General features: G+C 73.5%; 14 protein-coding genes. 8 read left to right on the top strand and 6 right to left on the bottom strand.

Annotation, left to right across the window (positions count from 1 at the left end):
• Positions 1–25: 25 nt before the first annotated feature.
• Positions 26–769: a YcnI family copper-binding membrane protein gene (locus OO63_RS07935; protein ID WP_030357840.1), complete on the bottom strand. Its 744-nt coding sequence runs from the start codon at positions 767–769 to the stop codon at positions 26–28.
• A 184-nt stretch (positions 770–953) separates the two neighbouring features.
• Positions 954–1,832, bottom strand: a complete 879-nt coding sequence (locus OO63_RS07930) for a hypothetical protein (RefSeq protein WP_030357841.1) — start codon at positions 1,830–1,832, stop codon at positions 954–956.
• A gap of 204 nt (positions 1,833–2,036) precedes the next feature.
• Here OO63_RS07930 and OO63_RS07925 point away from each other — a divergent pair, with 204 nt between their 5' ends.
• Entirely contained in the window at positions 2,037–2,543 is a 507-nt protein-coding gene (locus OO63_RS07925) for an ATP-binding protein (RefSeq protein ID WP_030357842.1), read from the top strand.
• Here the strand turns inward: OO63_RS07925 and OO63_RS07920 are convergent.
• Positions 2,533–3,447, bottom strand: a complete 915-nt coding sequence (locus tag OO63_RS07920; protein WP_051810648.1) for a helix-turn-helix transcriptional regulator — start codon at positions 3,445–3,447, stop codon at positions 2,533–2,535. The two genes, OO63_RS07925 and OO63_RS07920, sit on opposite strands and share 11 nt — an antisense overlap.
• Positions 3,448–3,709: 262 nt before the next feature.
• On the opposite strand from OO63_RS07920, the gene OO63_RS07915 reads away from it, so the two are divergent.
• From OO63_RS07915 to OO63_RS42090, 5 genes are all read left to right on the top strand, one after another.
• On the top strand, positions 3,710–4,117 hold the full coding sequence (locus OO63_RS07915) for a methylglyoxal synthase (protein ID WP_030357844.1): 408 nt from the start codon (positions 3,710–3,712) through the stop codon (positions 4,115–4,117).
• A 26-nt stretch (positions 4,118–4,143) separates the two neighbouring features.
• A complete protein-coding gene (gene galE, locus OO63_RS07910; protein WP_030357845.1) occupies positions 4,144–5,130 on the top strand; it encodes a UDP-glucose 4-epimerase GalE in 987 nt (328 codons plus the stop codon).
• A gap of 70 nt (positions 5,131–5,200) precedes the next feature.
• Complete coding sequence (locus tag OO63_RS07905; protein ID WP_030357846.1) at positions 5,201–6,298, top strand: NADH:flavin oxidoreductase/NADH oxidase; 1,098 nt, start codon at positions 5,201–5,203, stop codon at positions 6,296–6,298.
• 93 nt (positions 6,299–6,391) lie between these two features.
• Positions 6,392–7,099 (top strand): 3-oxoacyl-ACP reductase FabG, encoded by a 708-nt coding sequence (gene fabG / locus OO63_RS07900; RefSeq protein WP_030357847.1) that lies wholly within the window; start codon positions 6,392–6,394, stop codon positions 7,097–7,099.
• A 177-nt stretch (positions 7,100–7,276) separates the two neighbouring features.
• Positions 7,277–8,434 carry a competence/damage-inducible protein A gene (locus OO63_RS42090; protein ID WP_030357848.1) on the top strand — a complete coding sequence of 386 codons (1,158 nt, stop codon included), beginning with the start codon at positions 7,277–7,279 and terminating at the stop codon, positions 8,432–8,434.
• 15 nt (positions 8,435–8,449) lie between these two features.
• Here the strand turns inward: OO63_RS42090 and OO63_RS07890 are convergent, their stop codons facing one another.
• The gene (locus OO63_RS07890) at positions 8,450–9,259 is read right to left on the bottom strand and encodes an NAD(P)H-binding protein (RefSeq protein WP_030357849.1); all 810 of its coding nucleotides are present in this window, start codon (positions 9,257–9,259) and stop codon (positions 8,450–8,452) included.
• A 108-nt stretch (positions 9,260–9,367) separates the two neighbouring features.
• Between OO63_RS07890 and OO63_RS07885 the strand changes: the two genes are divergently transcribed.
• Positions 9,368–9,802 (top strand): winged helix-turn-helix transcriptional regulator, encoded by a 435-nt coding sequence (locus OO63_RS07885; protein ID WP_030357850.1) that lies wholly within the window; start codon positions 9,368–9,370, stop codon positions 9,800–9,802.
• A 17-nt stretch (positions 9,803–9,819) separates the two neighbouring features.
• Here the strand turns inward: OO63_RS07885 and pdxR are convergent, their stop codons facing one another.
• A complete protein-coding gene (gene pdxR / locus OO63_RS07880) occupies positions 9,820–11,274 on the bottom strand; it encodes a MocR-like pyridoxine biosynthesis transcription factor PdxR (RefSeq protein WP_030357851.1) in 1,455 nt (484 codons plus the stop codon).
• A gap of 41 nt (positions 11,275–11,315) precedes the next feature.
• Here pdxR and OO63_RS07875 point away from each other — a divergent pair, with 41 nt between their 5' ends.
• Positions 11,316–11,813 (top strand): carboxymuconolactone decarboxylase family protein, encoded by a 498-nt coding sequence (locus tag OO63_RS07875; protein WP_030357852.1) that lies wholly within the window; start codon positions 11,316–11,318, stop codon positions 11,811–11,813.
• Between the two features lie 51 nt (positions 11,814–11,864).
• On the opposite strand, the gene OO63_RS07870 is transcribed toward OO63_RS07875, so the two are convergent.
• Positions 11,865–13,139 carry an MFS transporter gene (locus OO63_RS07870; protein ID WP_051810647.1) on the bottom strand — a complete coding sequence of 425 codons (1,275 nt, stop codon included), beginning with the start codon at positions 13,137–13,139 and terminating at the stop codon, positions 11,865–11,867.
• Positions 13,140–13,252: the final 113 nt, after the last annotated feature.

The raw sequence follows: 13,252 nt of genomic DNA, 5'->3' as shown, positions 1-13,252 counted from the left end.
GCCCGCGGCGCGTCCCGCGGGTGGCTCAGCTGCTGCGGCGGCGACCGGCGAGCACACCGAAGGCCACGCCCGCGGCGCCGACGACGATGCCGACGATGCCGAGGGTGCGGGCGGTGGTGTCGCTGCTGTCGCCGTCGGAGGCGCTCTCTTCCTTGCCGTCGGACTTCGCCTCGGCCTTGTCGTCGGCGTCGTCCTTGTCGTCGGACGCGGCGCCGCCGTGGTGGTCGTCGGCGGCGCTCAGCGCGAGGGCGGGCGCCGGGAACTCCGGCTCCTCCTGGCCCTTCTGCTGCGGCTCGATCCAGCGGACGACTTCCTTGTTGCTGTACGTCTGCAGCGCCTTGAACACCATCTGGTCGGCGTCCTCGGGGAGCTGGCCGAGGGACAGCGGGAACTTCTGGAAGGTGCCGGGCTCGACGCCCTTGCCGTCGGCGGTCCAGGTGACCTTGGAGACGGCCTCGTCGATCTTCTCGCCGTGGATCTCGATCGGCTTCTTCAGCTTGGTCTTGGTGACCTTGGCCTTCCAGCCCGGGATGGGCTGCGTCATCACGGACGCGAGCGGCTGGTCGGCGGGGAAGGTGATCTCCAGCTTGGTGGTGGAGGCGTTGTCGCGCTCGTTGGGGACCTTGAAGTTGACGGTCGCGTAGCCGCCCTTGGCCGCGACGCCCTCGGGGCTGACGCTGACGTGCGCGAAGGCGGGGACGGCGGAGAGCAGCAGGACGGCGGAGGCGGCGGTGCCGGCGACGACGGAGACGCGGGTCAGGGACTTCATGGCGGAATGCTCCAGTTTCGGCAGGTGGTCACGGCGGTCGTGCCCGTGGTGAACGGTGAATACGGCCGTACGCACTGTGGTGTTCGGAAGGGGACGCAGTGCGCGGGCCGTGCGGCCATGCGCTGATGCGTGCGGGCGCGCCGGGCGGCACCGCTTCCGATCGAGCCGGGAGGAGCGGTCCGCGTCAGGCGGCGAGGGTGAGGGCGGCGGTGGCGGGCGGGCCGCGCCGGATCACCGTGTCCTTGAGGGCGGCGGCCCGCAGCCGTGGCGGCGGCGGGGTGTGCGGGGCGCACGCGGGGCCCGTCGAGGGTGCGCCGAGGAGCCCGGCGCGCAGGACTCGTACCAGCGCGAGGGCGGCACGGAGGGAACGTACGAGCGCCGCCTCGGCGACTCCGTACGCCCCCTGGGCGGACAGTCGCACGAGGCGGGCGAGCGCGAGGTCGCCGCGGCGCAGGAGCCAGCCCGCGGCGAGGGCCGCGAGGACGTGGGCGAGCAGCATCGGCAGGGACGGAAGCAGCGCGGTGATCGGCGACGACCCCATCGACGGCATCGACGTCGTGGAGGACATCGCGCCCGTCGTCTGCGCGGCCGCGTCGGCCCCCGCGTGGGCGTGCGCGCCATGGGCGCCGCCCGACGGTTCGAGGCCCGCGCTCTGCAGGATCTGCCGGGCCTGGACGGGCGTGAGGGTGGCCGCGCTCGCGCCGCACGCGATGCGGGCCGCGCGCTCCACGAGCGAGGCGGCGTCCGAGCCGCCGCCGGTCCCTGCCGTGGTCATCGCCATGCTGTGCCGCTGGCCGAGGCCGAACAGCGCGTGCAGCGCGAGCTGGCCGACGGCGAGCGCCCCCGCAATTCCCGGCAACGACCGCTCGCGCCCGGCGAGGGGCACGGCGACGGCGAGGACCACGACGAAGGCGACGAGCAGCGTCCACAGGGGGACGGCGGCACAGGACGCGAGCACATGGCCCCCGGCGGACAGCACGACGCAGACCGCGGCGAAGGTCGCGGCCCGCAGGAGCCGGACATCGGCTCCGGCGCGTGTCTGACGCGGGTGGGGGGCAGTCATGGCCGGGCCATCATCGCACCAGGCTTACCCGTCTCCTACGGCAGGTCCGTGGGCGGCGGCGCGTTCTCGGGGGTGTCCGGCTACACCGGGCGGGGTGCGCGGCGCGTCCGCCGTATGGGCGGCATCACGTCAAGTGGGCGCTTATTCGCGGTTACTCGCGGCAATACGTATCGGTATGTCGAGCCGCAGCCAGGAGGCTGGAGCATGAGCATCTGGTGGTCACTCCATTTGCGGCGCGAAGCTGCGAGCGTTCCGCTCGCCCGGCGCCTGCTGATGGGCACGATGGAGAGCGCGGGGGTGCACCCCGACGTCAGTTACGAACTGTCGCTGGCACTCACGGAGGCCTGCGCCAACGCCGTGGAGCACGGTGGGGCCGCGACACCGGGGGCGCCCGGCGGCGCGTACCGGGTCACGGCGTATCTGGACGGCGAGACCTGCCGCATCGAGGTCGCCGACTCGGGCCCCGGCTTCCCGCCGGGTCGCGTCCGGATGTCCGCGCGGCGCAGGGGCCGTCGCCGCACCCGCCGCCCGTCCCGCGCACCCAAGTCCGTCACGCCTTCGGAGACGGCGGAGAGCGGCCGGGGCCTGTGTCTGATCCGCGAGCTCGCCGACCATGTGGACTTCGGCAACAAGCCGGGGCGCGGCGGCGCGGTGATCAGTTTCGACAAGGTCCTGAAGTGGCGCGAGGACGCTCCGCTCGTCAGCGCGTAGGGTCCACGGCCCGGTCCGGGGTGATGATGACGAAACGGGACTCCGGGCACTCCATGGGGCGGAAAACGTGGCTCATCACGTCGATTTCCTTATTGCCGTGAAAGGGCAGGCGAAGCGCGAAGCGATGTCCTGAGCGGTGTTCCACGACACTGTGGTCCTCGGTCCACAGGCGGCGGCAGTCGGCGTCCGCGGCGAGAACGTCACGGGTCAGTGACCGTACCGGTGAATTTCCCGGGTCGCGATTGTTGGCGAGCCGCAGCATCGCCAGATAGATCCGGGCGAATTTCATTTCCCAGTCGACGAGTTGGGTACGGGCCTCGGGCGCGAGCAGGGCCCAGCGCATGATATTCGCGCGGGGGGTGACCGACCAGGGAAACCATTGGGCCATCGCGGAGTTCGCCGCGACCACGTTCCACGCGCCGTCGGAGATGTAGGCGGGGTTCGGGGCCTGGTGCTCCAGGAGGGCGAGGACCTCCGGGGCGAGGTCCGCGAGGCGTCCCGCCGGGTCCTGCGGTGGTCGGCGGCCCACCGCGCCGAGGAACAGGGTCAGCTCTTCCGCCTCGCTGAGCTGCAGCGTCTCGATGACGCGGAGGAGGAAGGAGTCGGAGAAGTCCCGCCGGGTGCCGCGCTCCAGGGAGCGATACCAGCCCTCGCTCACCCCGACGAGCCGCGCCACCTCGGCCTGGGAGAGACCCGTCGTCGCATTGCGGACCGCGAGGAGTCCGGCGTCGCGGCGGATGACGCGGGCCCGCCAGGCGCGCAGCAGGCGGCCGATGGATTCGCCTTCGTCGACGTCTTCCGCGACTTCTTCGGCGGTGACTTCCGCGACCTCTTCCGCGATCTCTTCTGCGGTCGCGTAGAGGTAATTCTTTCTTTCACTGAGAATGACGTGCCCCCCGTTCATTGGTCGAGGAGCCGACAGGCCCCCCCGAGCCATTCGAAGATCATAACAGGTGGATGTGGGGCGGGAGTTCTCTTGCTTGGGGTACTTGCGGCACTCGCGGTACCGGCACTGAAAGTGGCGGTCGGGTTCGTGCATGCTGAGGACGCGGCGCCGCCGACGGGTCGACCGGCCTTCGGTGCGGCGGTAACGCGTACTGAATCGCGCGTTGTTGAATCCGTAACTTATTCAAACCGTGGCTTATGGAATACGGGGGGCAGAGGTTATGAGAGCGGTGGCCCTTGTGGCACACGACGCGAAGAAGACGGAGCTGCTCGACTGGGCGGCCCGGCACCAGGAGGCGCTGCGCGGCTGCCGCCTCGTCGCCACCCGGACCACCGGCGAGCTGCTCGCGCGCCGACTCGGCCTGCGGGCCGACCTGGTGGCGAGCGGCCCGCTGGGCGGTGACCAGCAGATCGGCGCGATGATCGTCGAGGAGCGCATCGCGCTGCTCGTGTTCTTCACCGATCCGCTGGGGACGCAGCCCCACGAGAGCGACGTACGGGCCCTGCACCGGCTCGCGGTCGTCCATGACGTGCCCCTCGCCTCGAACCCCGCCTCCGCCGACGTCCTGCTGCCCGACGCCTGCCTGCGGATGGCCGCACCGGCGCCCGTCGAGGCCGACGCCGCGTGACACGACACTCTGGAGGGAACGACACCATGTCGTACTGGCTGATAACCGGTGGCGCCGGATTCATCGGCGGCCACGTGGTCAAGGCGATGCGGGACGCGGGCGAGCGGATCGTCGTCGTGGACGATCTGTCGACCGGGTCGCGCACGGCCGTGCCCGAGGACGTGCCCCTGCTCGTCGGCAGCGTCCTCGACGGCGAGTTCCTCGCCCGGGTCTTCCGCGACCACCCCGTGGAGGGCGTGGTCAACCTCGTGGCCCGCACCCAGGTCGGGGAGTCCGTGGACCTGCCGCTGCTGCACTACCGGCAGAACGTCGAGGGCTTCCGCGTCCTGCTGTCCGCCATGGAGCACGCCGGGGTGCGCAAGCTGGTGTACTCCTCCAGCGCCTCCGTCTACGGCATGCCGGACGTCGACCTGGTCACCGAGGACACCCCGTGCGCGCCGCTCAGCCCGTACGGCGAGACCAAGCTGATCGGCGAGTGGCTGGCGCGGGCCGCACACCGGGCCGGGCGGGTCGACTTCATCAACCTGCGGTACTTCAACGTCGCGGGCGCCGCGTCGCCGGAGCTGGCCGACGAGCGGATCCTCAACCTGGTGCCCATGGTCTTCGACCGGCTGACCGCGGGCACGGCGCCCCGGATCTTCGGCGACGACTACGCGACCCCGGACGGCACCTGCGTACGCGACTACATCCACGTCGCCGACATCGCCTCCGCGCACCTGGCCGCCACCCGCCACCTGCGCGCGCACGACGACGTCGCCCGCACGTTCAACGTCGGCCGCGGCGAGGGGCTCTCGGTGCGTGAGCTGATCTCCGTCATCCAGGACGTGACCGGCCACGACATCGCCCCGGTCGTCGTGGAACGCAGGCCGGGCGACCCGGCGAAGGTCGTCGCCGACGCGGCGCCGATCGGGCGCGAGCTGGGCTGGGCCGCCCGGCACGGGGTCGTCGACATGATCACGTCCGCGTGGGAGGGCTGGTGCCTGCGCCACCCCGAGGCGCGCCGGGGCGTGTGAGTGCCCTCCGCCCCGTACGCCGCCGCAAGAACACCCAAGACCTTTCGCCGAACGCACGACAGGAACTCTCATGAGCACCCTCTTCTCCCCGCTCAAGCTCCGTGAGCTGACCATCCCCAACCGCGCCTGGATGGCACCGATGTGCCAGTACCAGGCCGACCCGACCGGCCCGCAGGCCGGTGTGGTCAACGACTGGCACCTGGGCCACCTGTTCGCCCGCGCCGCCGGCGGGCTCGGCCTGATCCTGCTGGAGGCCACCGCCGTCGCGCCGGAGGGCCGCATCACGCCGGGCTGCCTCGGCCTGTGGAACGAGACGCAGGCGCGCGCCCTCACCCGGGTGACCCGCTTCCTCGAGGAGCACGACGTGGTGCCCGCCATCCAGCTCGCCCACTCCGGCCGCAAGGGCTCGGCCTCCGCGCCGTGGCTCGGCGGCGGTCCCGTCGCGCCGGAGCAGGGCGGCTGGGACACGGTGGCGCCGAGCGCCGTCGCGTACGGGAACTTCCCGACCCCGCACGAGCTGTCCGTCGACGAGATCCAGCGCCTGGTCGGGGACTTCGCGGCCGCCGCCCGGCGGGCCCTGGACGCGGGCTTCAAGGTGGTCGAGGTGCACGGCGCGCACGGCTTCCTGATCAACTCCTTCCTGTCGCCGCACAGCAACCACCGCACGGACGCCTACGGCGGCAGCTTCGAGCGCCGGGCGCGCTTCGCCCTGGAGGTCGTCGACGCGGTCCGCGCCGTCTGGCCCGACGAGCTGCCCGTCTTCTTCCGCACCTCCGCCACCGACTGGCTGGCCGCGGAGAACCCGGCCGACAACCGCCAGGGCTGGACCGGCGACGACACCGTGCGCCTCGCCAAGGAACTCCTCGCCCACGGCGTCGACCTGCTCGACGTCTCGTCCGGCGGCGTCGCCCACGACGCCCGGATCACCACAGGGCCCGGCTACCAGGTCCCTTACGCGGCGGCTGTCCGGGCCCAGACCGACATGCCCGTCGGCGCCGTCGGCCTCATCACCGAGGCCGAGCAGGCCGAGGAGATCCTCGCCTCCGGCAAGGCCGACGCGGTCCTGCTCGGCCGTGAGCTGCTGCGCGATCCGCACTGGGCGCACCGGGCCGCGGGGCAGCTCGGCGCGGCGGCGCGGTGGCCGGAGTCGTACGGCTATGCCGTGTGACGCGTACGGCCGTCCGGTGGGGGGCGGGCCCGTCGCCCGCCCCGCACCCGACCTTCTGCCCCCGACCTCCCGACACCTGACAAGGACCCAGCAGTGAGCCGTTCCGTCCTGATCACCGGCGGCAACCGCGGCATCGGCCTGGCCATCGCCCGTGCCTTCGCCGCGGAGGGCGACCGCGTGGCCGTCACCTACCGCAGCAGCCCGCCGTCCGACCCAGGGCTGCTCGCCGTGCCGTGCGACGTGACGAGCACCGAGCAGGTCGACGCCGCCTTCACCGCGGTGGAGGCGGCGCACGGGCCGGTGGAGATCCTCGTCGCCAACGCGGGCATCACCCAGGACACGCTGCTGCCGCTGATGAGCGACGAGGCGTTCACCTCCGTCGTCGACACCAACCTCGGCGGGGCCTTCCGGGTCGCCCGGCGGGCGTCGCGGCGGATGCTGCGGGCCCGCCGGGGCCGCATCGTCTTCATCTCCTCCGTCGTCGGCGCCACCGGCGGCGCGGGCCAGGCGAACTACGCGGCGTCCAAGGCGGGCCTGGTCGGGCTCGCCCGGTCCGTCGCCCGGGAGCTGGGCCCGCGCGGCATCACCGCGAACGTCGTCGCGCCCGGCCTCGTCACGTCCGACATGACGGCGGTCCTCTCCGCGGAGCGGCAGCAGGCGATCCTCGCCCGCACCGCGAGCGGCCGGGCCACGGAGCCGGACGAGATCGCGCGGTCGGTCGTGTATCTCGCGAGCGAGGCGGCCGCGACCGTCAACGGCTCGGTCCTGACGATCGACGGCGGGCTGAGCGCGGGGGTGTGACGGGGGCCGCCCCGTCCCCGCACCGCGCCCCGGACCCCCTGGCGCACCGCCCCGGACCCCCTGGCGCACCGCCCCGGACCCCTGGCGCACCGCCCCGGACCCCTGGCGCACCGCCCCAGACCCCCTGGCGCACCGTCCGGACGCCGCCCCACCCCGACACGACCGAAGGCGAACCCCATGCTCGAACCCCTCACGCCCGCTCCCCGCACGGCCTGTGTGATCACCGTGGGCGACGAACTGCTGCGCGGCGAGATCGCCGACACCAACGGCACCGAGGCCAGCCGCAGACTCACCGCGCACGGCATCGCCACCCGCTCCCGGCACACCGTCGCCGACGACCGGCAGGACATCAGCGACGCCGTCGGCCACGGTCTCGGCCAGGCGTGGCTCGTCCTCGTCATCGGCGGCCTCGGCCCGACCTCGGACGACGTCACGCGGTACGCCGTCGGCCACGCGCTCGGGCTCGACATGGAGGACCGCGAGGAGGCCTGGGACGCGGTGTGCCGCCGCCTCGCGGACCTGCGGATCGACGTCCACCCCGACAACCGCCGCCAGGCCCAGTTCCCTTCGGGCAGCGTGCTGTTGCCCAACGCCCACGGCACCGCCTGGGGCGCCACAGTGACCGTCGGCGGCCGCCATGTCGTGCTGCTCCCGGGGCCGCCGAAGGAGTGCCTGCCCATGCTCGACGTGGCGCTGGCCGGCGTCGGCGCGCGCCCCACCGCCACGGCCGACCCGAGGTGGCGCACCATGGGCCTGCCCGAGCCGGAGGTCGCCGCCCGGGTCGACGCCGTCCTGAAGGCCACGCCGGGGGCGCGGGCGACGGCGGGCTACTGCTGGCGCTATCCGTACGTCGACGTCACCCTGCACGGCGGCGCCGAGCGGCCGGACACGGCGGCCGCGCTCCCCGGGCTGGTCGAGGAGGCCCTCGCCGGTCATGTGGTCGGCCGGGACGGCAGGAGTGCCGGGGAGCGGCTGGCCGACAGGGTCACCGCCGCACGCGGCGACTCGGCGGCGGGCGGGCCCGTGGGGCTGACCATCGAGGACAGCCTGTCGTGCGGGCGCTTCCAGCAGTGGTACGAGGGCCTCGCACCGCGGGCCGACGGTGGTCCGGCGGGCGGGATCTCGGTCACGGCCACCGGCACCTGGCACACCGGCTCGCCGACCGATCACCGCGGCTCCGTCGCCATGCGCTGCCGGGTCGCCGTCGGTGAGACCGTGCACACGTATCGGCTCGACGAGCCCAACCTCGGCCCCGAAGTGCTCGACGGCGCCGCCGAGTTCATCGCCTGGTCCGTCCTGCGCGCACTCGACGCGGAACCCGCGAGCGGGGCCTGAGGCGGCAGGAACGGTTCACCGTGCCGCCGTCGCCGCGTACACCTCCAGAGCCGACCGCGGCGCCCGGCCGAGCAGCGCGCGCAGCTGGTTGTCCGCGACCGAGGTGCCGTCGAGGAAGCCGCCCGCGATCGCCGAGTAGGTGCTCAGGAGCATCGGCACCTGGAAGGGCAGGGCGTCGCCGGACGCGGTGACGGCGTGGCGGGTGGCGGCGAGGGTGCCGGGTTCGTAGCGTCCGCCGACGGCCGCGGCGAGGTCGGCGCCGCCGAGGGCCTGTTCGCCGACGAGTTCGTAGGTGCGGCCCGCGTGCGGGGCCGGGTCGGTGGCCACGCGGACGGCGACGTCGGCGAGGTCCTCGCGGGCGACGGCGGCGAGACGTCCTTCGCCGAGGGGCGCGGCCACGGTGCCGTCGGGGCCCGGGGCGGCGATCGCGGCGAGGAACTCCGCGTACAGGCCGTTGCGCAGGACCGTCCAGTTCAGCGTGGAGCGGCGCAGCCTGCGCTCGGTCCAGCGGTGGGCGAGGGCGTACGTGAGGTGGTCGCCGTCGCCGCTGAGGCTGGTGTAGACGAGGTGGTCGACGCCCGCCTTCTCGGCGGCGGAGATCACGGCGTCGTGGCGGGCGGCCACGACGTCGTCCTCGGCGGCACCGGCCGAGATGACGAGCAGGGTGTCGACGCCGGTGAGGTCCAGGGACGAGGGGTCGTCGAAGTCGACGCGGCGCTGACCGGGGGCCGGGGCGCGGGTGCCGACGACGACGTCGTCGCGGTCGGCGAGGCGGGCGGTGACGAGCTTGCCGAGCGCGCCGGTGGCGCCGGTGATCATGAGCATGGGAACGGTCCCCCGTCGTTCTGGTTTCCTGGAAAGCGCCTGGCGTTGATCGCCGGGCCCGGGAAACATCGTGGTCGGCGGCGGACGATCACGTAAGGAGGCACTTTGATGTCAGCAGGGCACACGGCGGTAACCACTCCCGGCGCGAGCGCGGGTGAGCCGGTGATCAGCTGCGAGACGCCGCAGGACGAGTGCGGGGTCAGGGACGTCCTGGACCGCCTCGGCGACAAGTGGTCCGTCTACGTAGTCGTCGAACTCGCCTCCGGAGTCCTGCGGTTCAAGGAGCTGCAGCGCCGTATCCACGGCGGCATCTCGCAGCGCATGCTCACCTTGACGGTGCGCCGCCTGGAGCGCGACGGCCTGGTCAAGCGCACGGTGTACCCGACGATCCCACCGCAGGTCGAGTACGAGCTGACGGAGATGGGCCACAGCCTCACCCACCTCGTGAAGTCCCTCGCGGACTGGTCGATCGCCCACCGTCCGGCGATCGCGGAGGCGCGGGAGGCGTACGACGCGCGGCCCGCCGAGGACGTCAGGACCTGACGGACCGGCCCCGGCCCTCAGCCTTCGTCCGGCGCCGGCGGCAGCACCCCGCACAGCGCCTCGACCGCCGCCGCGTACCCGTGCTCGGGCGGCGTCGCGTACCCGACCACCAGGCCGTCCTGCGCGTGCGCGGCCGCCGCCGGGTGCCGGTAGCCGGACAGGCCCTCCAGGCCGACGCCCTGCCACGCGGCGGCCTTCACGGCGGTCGCCTCCGTGCCGGGCGGCAGCCGCAGCACGGCGTGCAGCCCGGCCGCGATGCCGGTGACGGTGATGTGCGGGGCGCGCTCGGCGAGGGTGGTGACGAGGTGGTCGCGGCGGCGCCGGTAGCGCTGGCGCATGCGGCGGATGTGCCGGTCGTAGTGGCCGGAGTCGACGAGGTCGGCGAGGGTGAGCTGGTCGGGGACGCTCACCCAGGCCTCCCGCTCGCCCTTCGCGTCGAGGACCGCGCCGACCAGGTGCTCCGGAAGGACCATCCAGCCGATCCGCACGGCGGGCGACAGGCTCTTGCTCACCGACCCGATGTACACGACGCGTTCGGGGTCGAGGCCCTGGACGGCGCCGACGGGCTCACGGTCGTAGCGGAACTCGCCGTCGTAGTCGTCCTCCAGGATCAGCCCGTCGTGCGTGCGGGCCCAGTCGACGACGGCGCTGCGGCGCGCGGGGTGCAGCGGCCCGCCGGTGGGGAACTGGTGCGCGGGCGTGAGCAGCACCGCCCGCACGGGCCCCGGCACGTCCGCCAACTCCTCGACGCGGGCGCCGTGTTCGTCCAGGGTCAGGGGCAGCGTCCGTACCCGCGCCGCGTCCAGGATCGAGCGGTGGAAGCCGAGTCCGTACGCCTCCACGGCGAGCCGCCCGCGCAGCACCCCGCCGCCCGAGCCGCCCCCGGGCCCGCCGAACAGCAGCCGCAGCGCATGGGCGAAACCGGAGCACACCACGATCCGGTCAGGATCTGTCCTGGTCCCGCGCACGCGCGCCAGGTACGAGGCGAGCGCCCGGCGCAGCTCGATCCTGCCCTGGGGATCGCCGGGCCCGAAGGCCTCGTTGGGCGCGGCGGCGAAGGCGCGGCGGGCGGCGGCGAGCCAGGCGGCGCGGGGGAAGGAACCGGCGTCGGGCTGGCCCTGCACGAGGTTGTGCGCGGGCTTCGCGGGCGCCCCGGGCGCGCGCTTGGGCACGCGGACACGGGGCGGGGGCGCCGCAAGCTCGGCGACGCGGGTGCCGGAGCCCTGCCGGGCGGTCAGCCAGCCCTCGGCGACGAGTTCGGCGTAGGCGTCGGCGACGGTGTTGCGGGCGACGCCGAGGTCGGCGGCCAGGGAGCGGTACGGGGGCAGGCGGGTGCCGGGGGCGAGGCGTCCGTCCTGCACGGCGGCGCGCAGGGCGCGGATGAGCGCGGCTCTGCGGCTGCCGCCGCCGGACAGCTCCAGGTGCAGGTCACTGCCGATGCGCTCCGCCGAATTGACCCATGATTCCGCCATGGAAGTGCACCCTACCCGTGGTCTTTGGCCGCCGTAGATTCATGGTCATGACGAACAACACGACGCACACCGCGTCCCACGAGCCCCTGGCCCGCATCGACTTCGCCAAGACCGCCCCGAAGGTCTTCAAGGCCGTCATCGGCCTGGACGCCGCCGCCCGCGCCGGCCTCGACCCGGCCCTCGTCGAGCTGATCCAGATCCGCGCCTCGCACCTCAACGGCTGCGCGTATTGCCTGCACATGCACACCAACGACGCGCGCAAGGCGGGCGAGAGCGAGGACCGGCTCCACCTGGTCGCCGTCTGGCGCGAGGCCAGGAACTTCTACTCCGCCAAGGAACAGGCCGCGCTCGCGCTGACGGATGCGGTCACTCTTGTCGCCGACGCCGGTGTGCCGGACGCCGCTTACGCCGAGGCGGCCGCGCACTTCGACGAGGCTGAGCTGGCCCAGGTGATCGCGCTGATCCTCGCGATCAATACGTGGAACCGGATCGCCCTCAGCACGGCGAAGGTTGCCGGGACGGATGAGCGTGAGGGCTAGCGCCCTCTGCGCTCCTGCTTCGGATGTCTGCGGCTTGCCGCTGGCTGATGTTCAGGCATCGGCCTGCGGCCTCGTCCTCAAGCGCCGGACGGGCTGAAATTGCCCCCGGACGGGCTGAAATGGCCCCGGACGGGCTGAAGTCGCCCACCGCGCCGCCGGACCCATCGCGTACGACGCTGCCAGAATCGCCCCGCCAAGCAGCAGCCAGCCCGGCGTCCCCCACTCCACCAGGAGCGTGGTGAGGACCAGAGGGCCGAGGGTGCGGGCGACGGCGGTGCCGGTGCCGAAGAAGCCCTGGTACTCGCCGATGCGGTCGGCGGGGGCCAGGTCGAAGCCGAGCTGCCAGGAGCCTGCGGACTGGAGCATCTCGGCGGCGAGCAGCACCACGGACGCGGCGACGAGCACCGCGGCGGCCGTCCACGCCCCGTCCGTGGCGGCCGAGAGGGCGAACACCGCGCACGCGGCCAGCATCAGGACGCCGGACCTGCGCACGGCCCGCACCGCCGTCGGGATCCCGGAGACCGACCGTGCCGTACGCACCTGGAAGACCATGACCCCGAGGGTGTTGAGGACGAACAGCGCCGAGACGAGCCACGCCGGGGCGTTCGTACGCTCGGTGAGCCACAGCGGGATGCCAAGGCTGAGCAGCGGCATCCGCATGAGGAGCACGGTGTTGAGGAGCGTGACCAGCGCGTACGGCCGGTCCCTGAGCACCGAGAGGCGCTTGCCCGCGACCGCCGCCGTCGGCGCGACGGCGGGCAGCCGCCACAGCACCGCCGCGCACACCACGAAGCCGGCGGCGTCCAGCGCGAACACCGCGAGGTACGCGGCCTCGCTGCCCTGGTGCAGCGCGACGCCGCCGAGCCCGGCGCCCACCGCGAGCCCCGCGTTCAGCGTGGACTGGAGGTGGGCGAGGAGCCCGGTGCGCTCCTCCTTGGTGACGAGCCCGGCGAGCAGCGCCTGGCGTGCCGCGGAGAGGCCCGACTGGGCGGTGGCGTAGACGAGGGCGGCGGCCACGAACGGCACGAAGTCCCGGACGACGAGGAAGGACGCGACGGCGGCGCCGGTCGCGAGGGCGAGCAGCACCGCGGTGCCGCGCGGCCCGCGCCGGTCGGCGAGCCGCCCGAGCGGCACCCCGAGGACGGACCCGACGGCCCAGGCGAGGGTGAGTCCGAGCCCGATGCGCGCCGGGGCGAGCCCGACGACGTGGGTGAAGTAGAGGGCGGACGTGACGTAGAACGCGCCGTCGCCCACCGAGTTGGCGAGCTGCGCGAGGGCGAGGAGCCGCTGGGGCCCGCGGGCGGGAAGGAGCCGGGGTGCCGTCATGCCCCGAACACTAGGAAGCCACTGGCACCCTCAAGTGGTCCGCTTCCCGCATCAATTCATGGGCCAATTCGCCCTTCCGCCGAGCAGCGAAAAGCGCCGGACAAGCTGGAACC

The sequence above is a fragment of the Streptomyces alboflavus genome, assembly GCF_000716675.1.
Lineage (GTDB): Bacteria > Actinomycetota > Actinomycetes > Streptomycetales > Streptomycetaceae > Streptomyces > Streptomyces alboflavus.
Note: the sequence above shows the minus strand (reverse complement) of the source record. Positions and strands in the feature narration are given on the sequence as shown.

Bases quoted from the DNA above. Each gene is read 5' to 3' on its own strand.
- OO63_RS07935 (WP_030357840.1), bottom strand. From the start codon at position 769: ATGAAGTCCCTGACCCGCGTCTCCGTCGTCGCCGGCACCGCCGCCTCC.
- OO63_RS07930 (WP_030357841.1), bottom strand. From the start codon at position 1,832: ATGACTGCCCCCCACCCGCGTCAGACACGCGCCGGAGCCGATGTCCGG.
- OO63_RS07925 (WP_030357842.1), top strand. From the start codon at position 2,037: ATGAGCATCTGGTGGTCACTCCATTTGCGGCGCGAAGCTGCGAGCGTT.
- OO63_RS07920 (WP_051810648.1), bottom strand. From the start codon at position 3,447: ATGAACGGGGGGCACGTCATTCTCAGTGAAAGAAAGAATTACCTCTAC.
- OO63_RS07915 (WP_030357844.1), top strand. From the start codon at position 3,710: ATGAGAGCGGTGGCCCTTGTGGCACACGACGCGAAGAAGACGGAGCTG.
- galE (WP_030357845.1), top strand. From the start codon at position 4,144: ATGTCGTACTGGCTGATAACCGGTGGCGCCGGATTCATCGGCGGCCAC.
- OO63_RS07905 (WP_030357846.1), top strand. From the start codon at position 5,201: ATGAGCACCCTCTTCTCCCCGCTCAAGCTCCGTGAGCTGACCATCCCC.
- OO63_RS42090 (WP_030357848.1), top strand. From the start codon at position 7,277: ATGCTCGAACCCCTCACGCCCGCTCCCCGCACGGCCTGTGTGATCACC.
- OO63_RS07890 (WP_030357849.1), bottom strand. From the start codon at position 9,259: ATGCTCATGATCACCGGCGCCACCGGCGCGCTCGGCAAGCTCGTCACC.
- OO63_RS07885 (WP_030357850.1), top strand. From the start codon at position 9,368: ATGTCAGCAGGGCACACGGCGGTAACCACTCCCGGCGCGAGCGCGGGT.
- pdxR (WP_030357851.1), bottom strand. From the start codon at position 11,274: ATGGCGGAATCATGGGTCAATTCGGCGGAGCGCATCGGCAGTGACCTG.
- OO63_RS07875 (WP_030357852.1), top strand. From the start codon at position 11,316: ATGGTCATGACGAACAACACGACGCACACCGCGTCCCACGAGCCCCTG.
- OO63_RS07870 (WP_051810647.1), bottom strand. From the start codon at position 13,139: ATGACGGCACCCCGGCTCCTTCCCGCCCGCGGGCCCCAGCGGCTCCTC.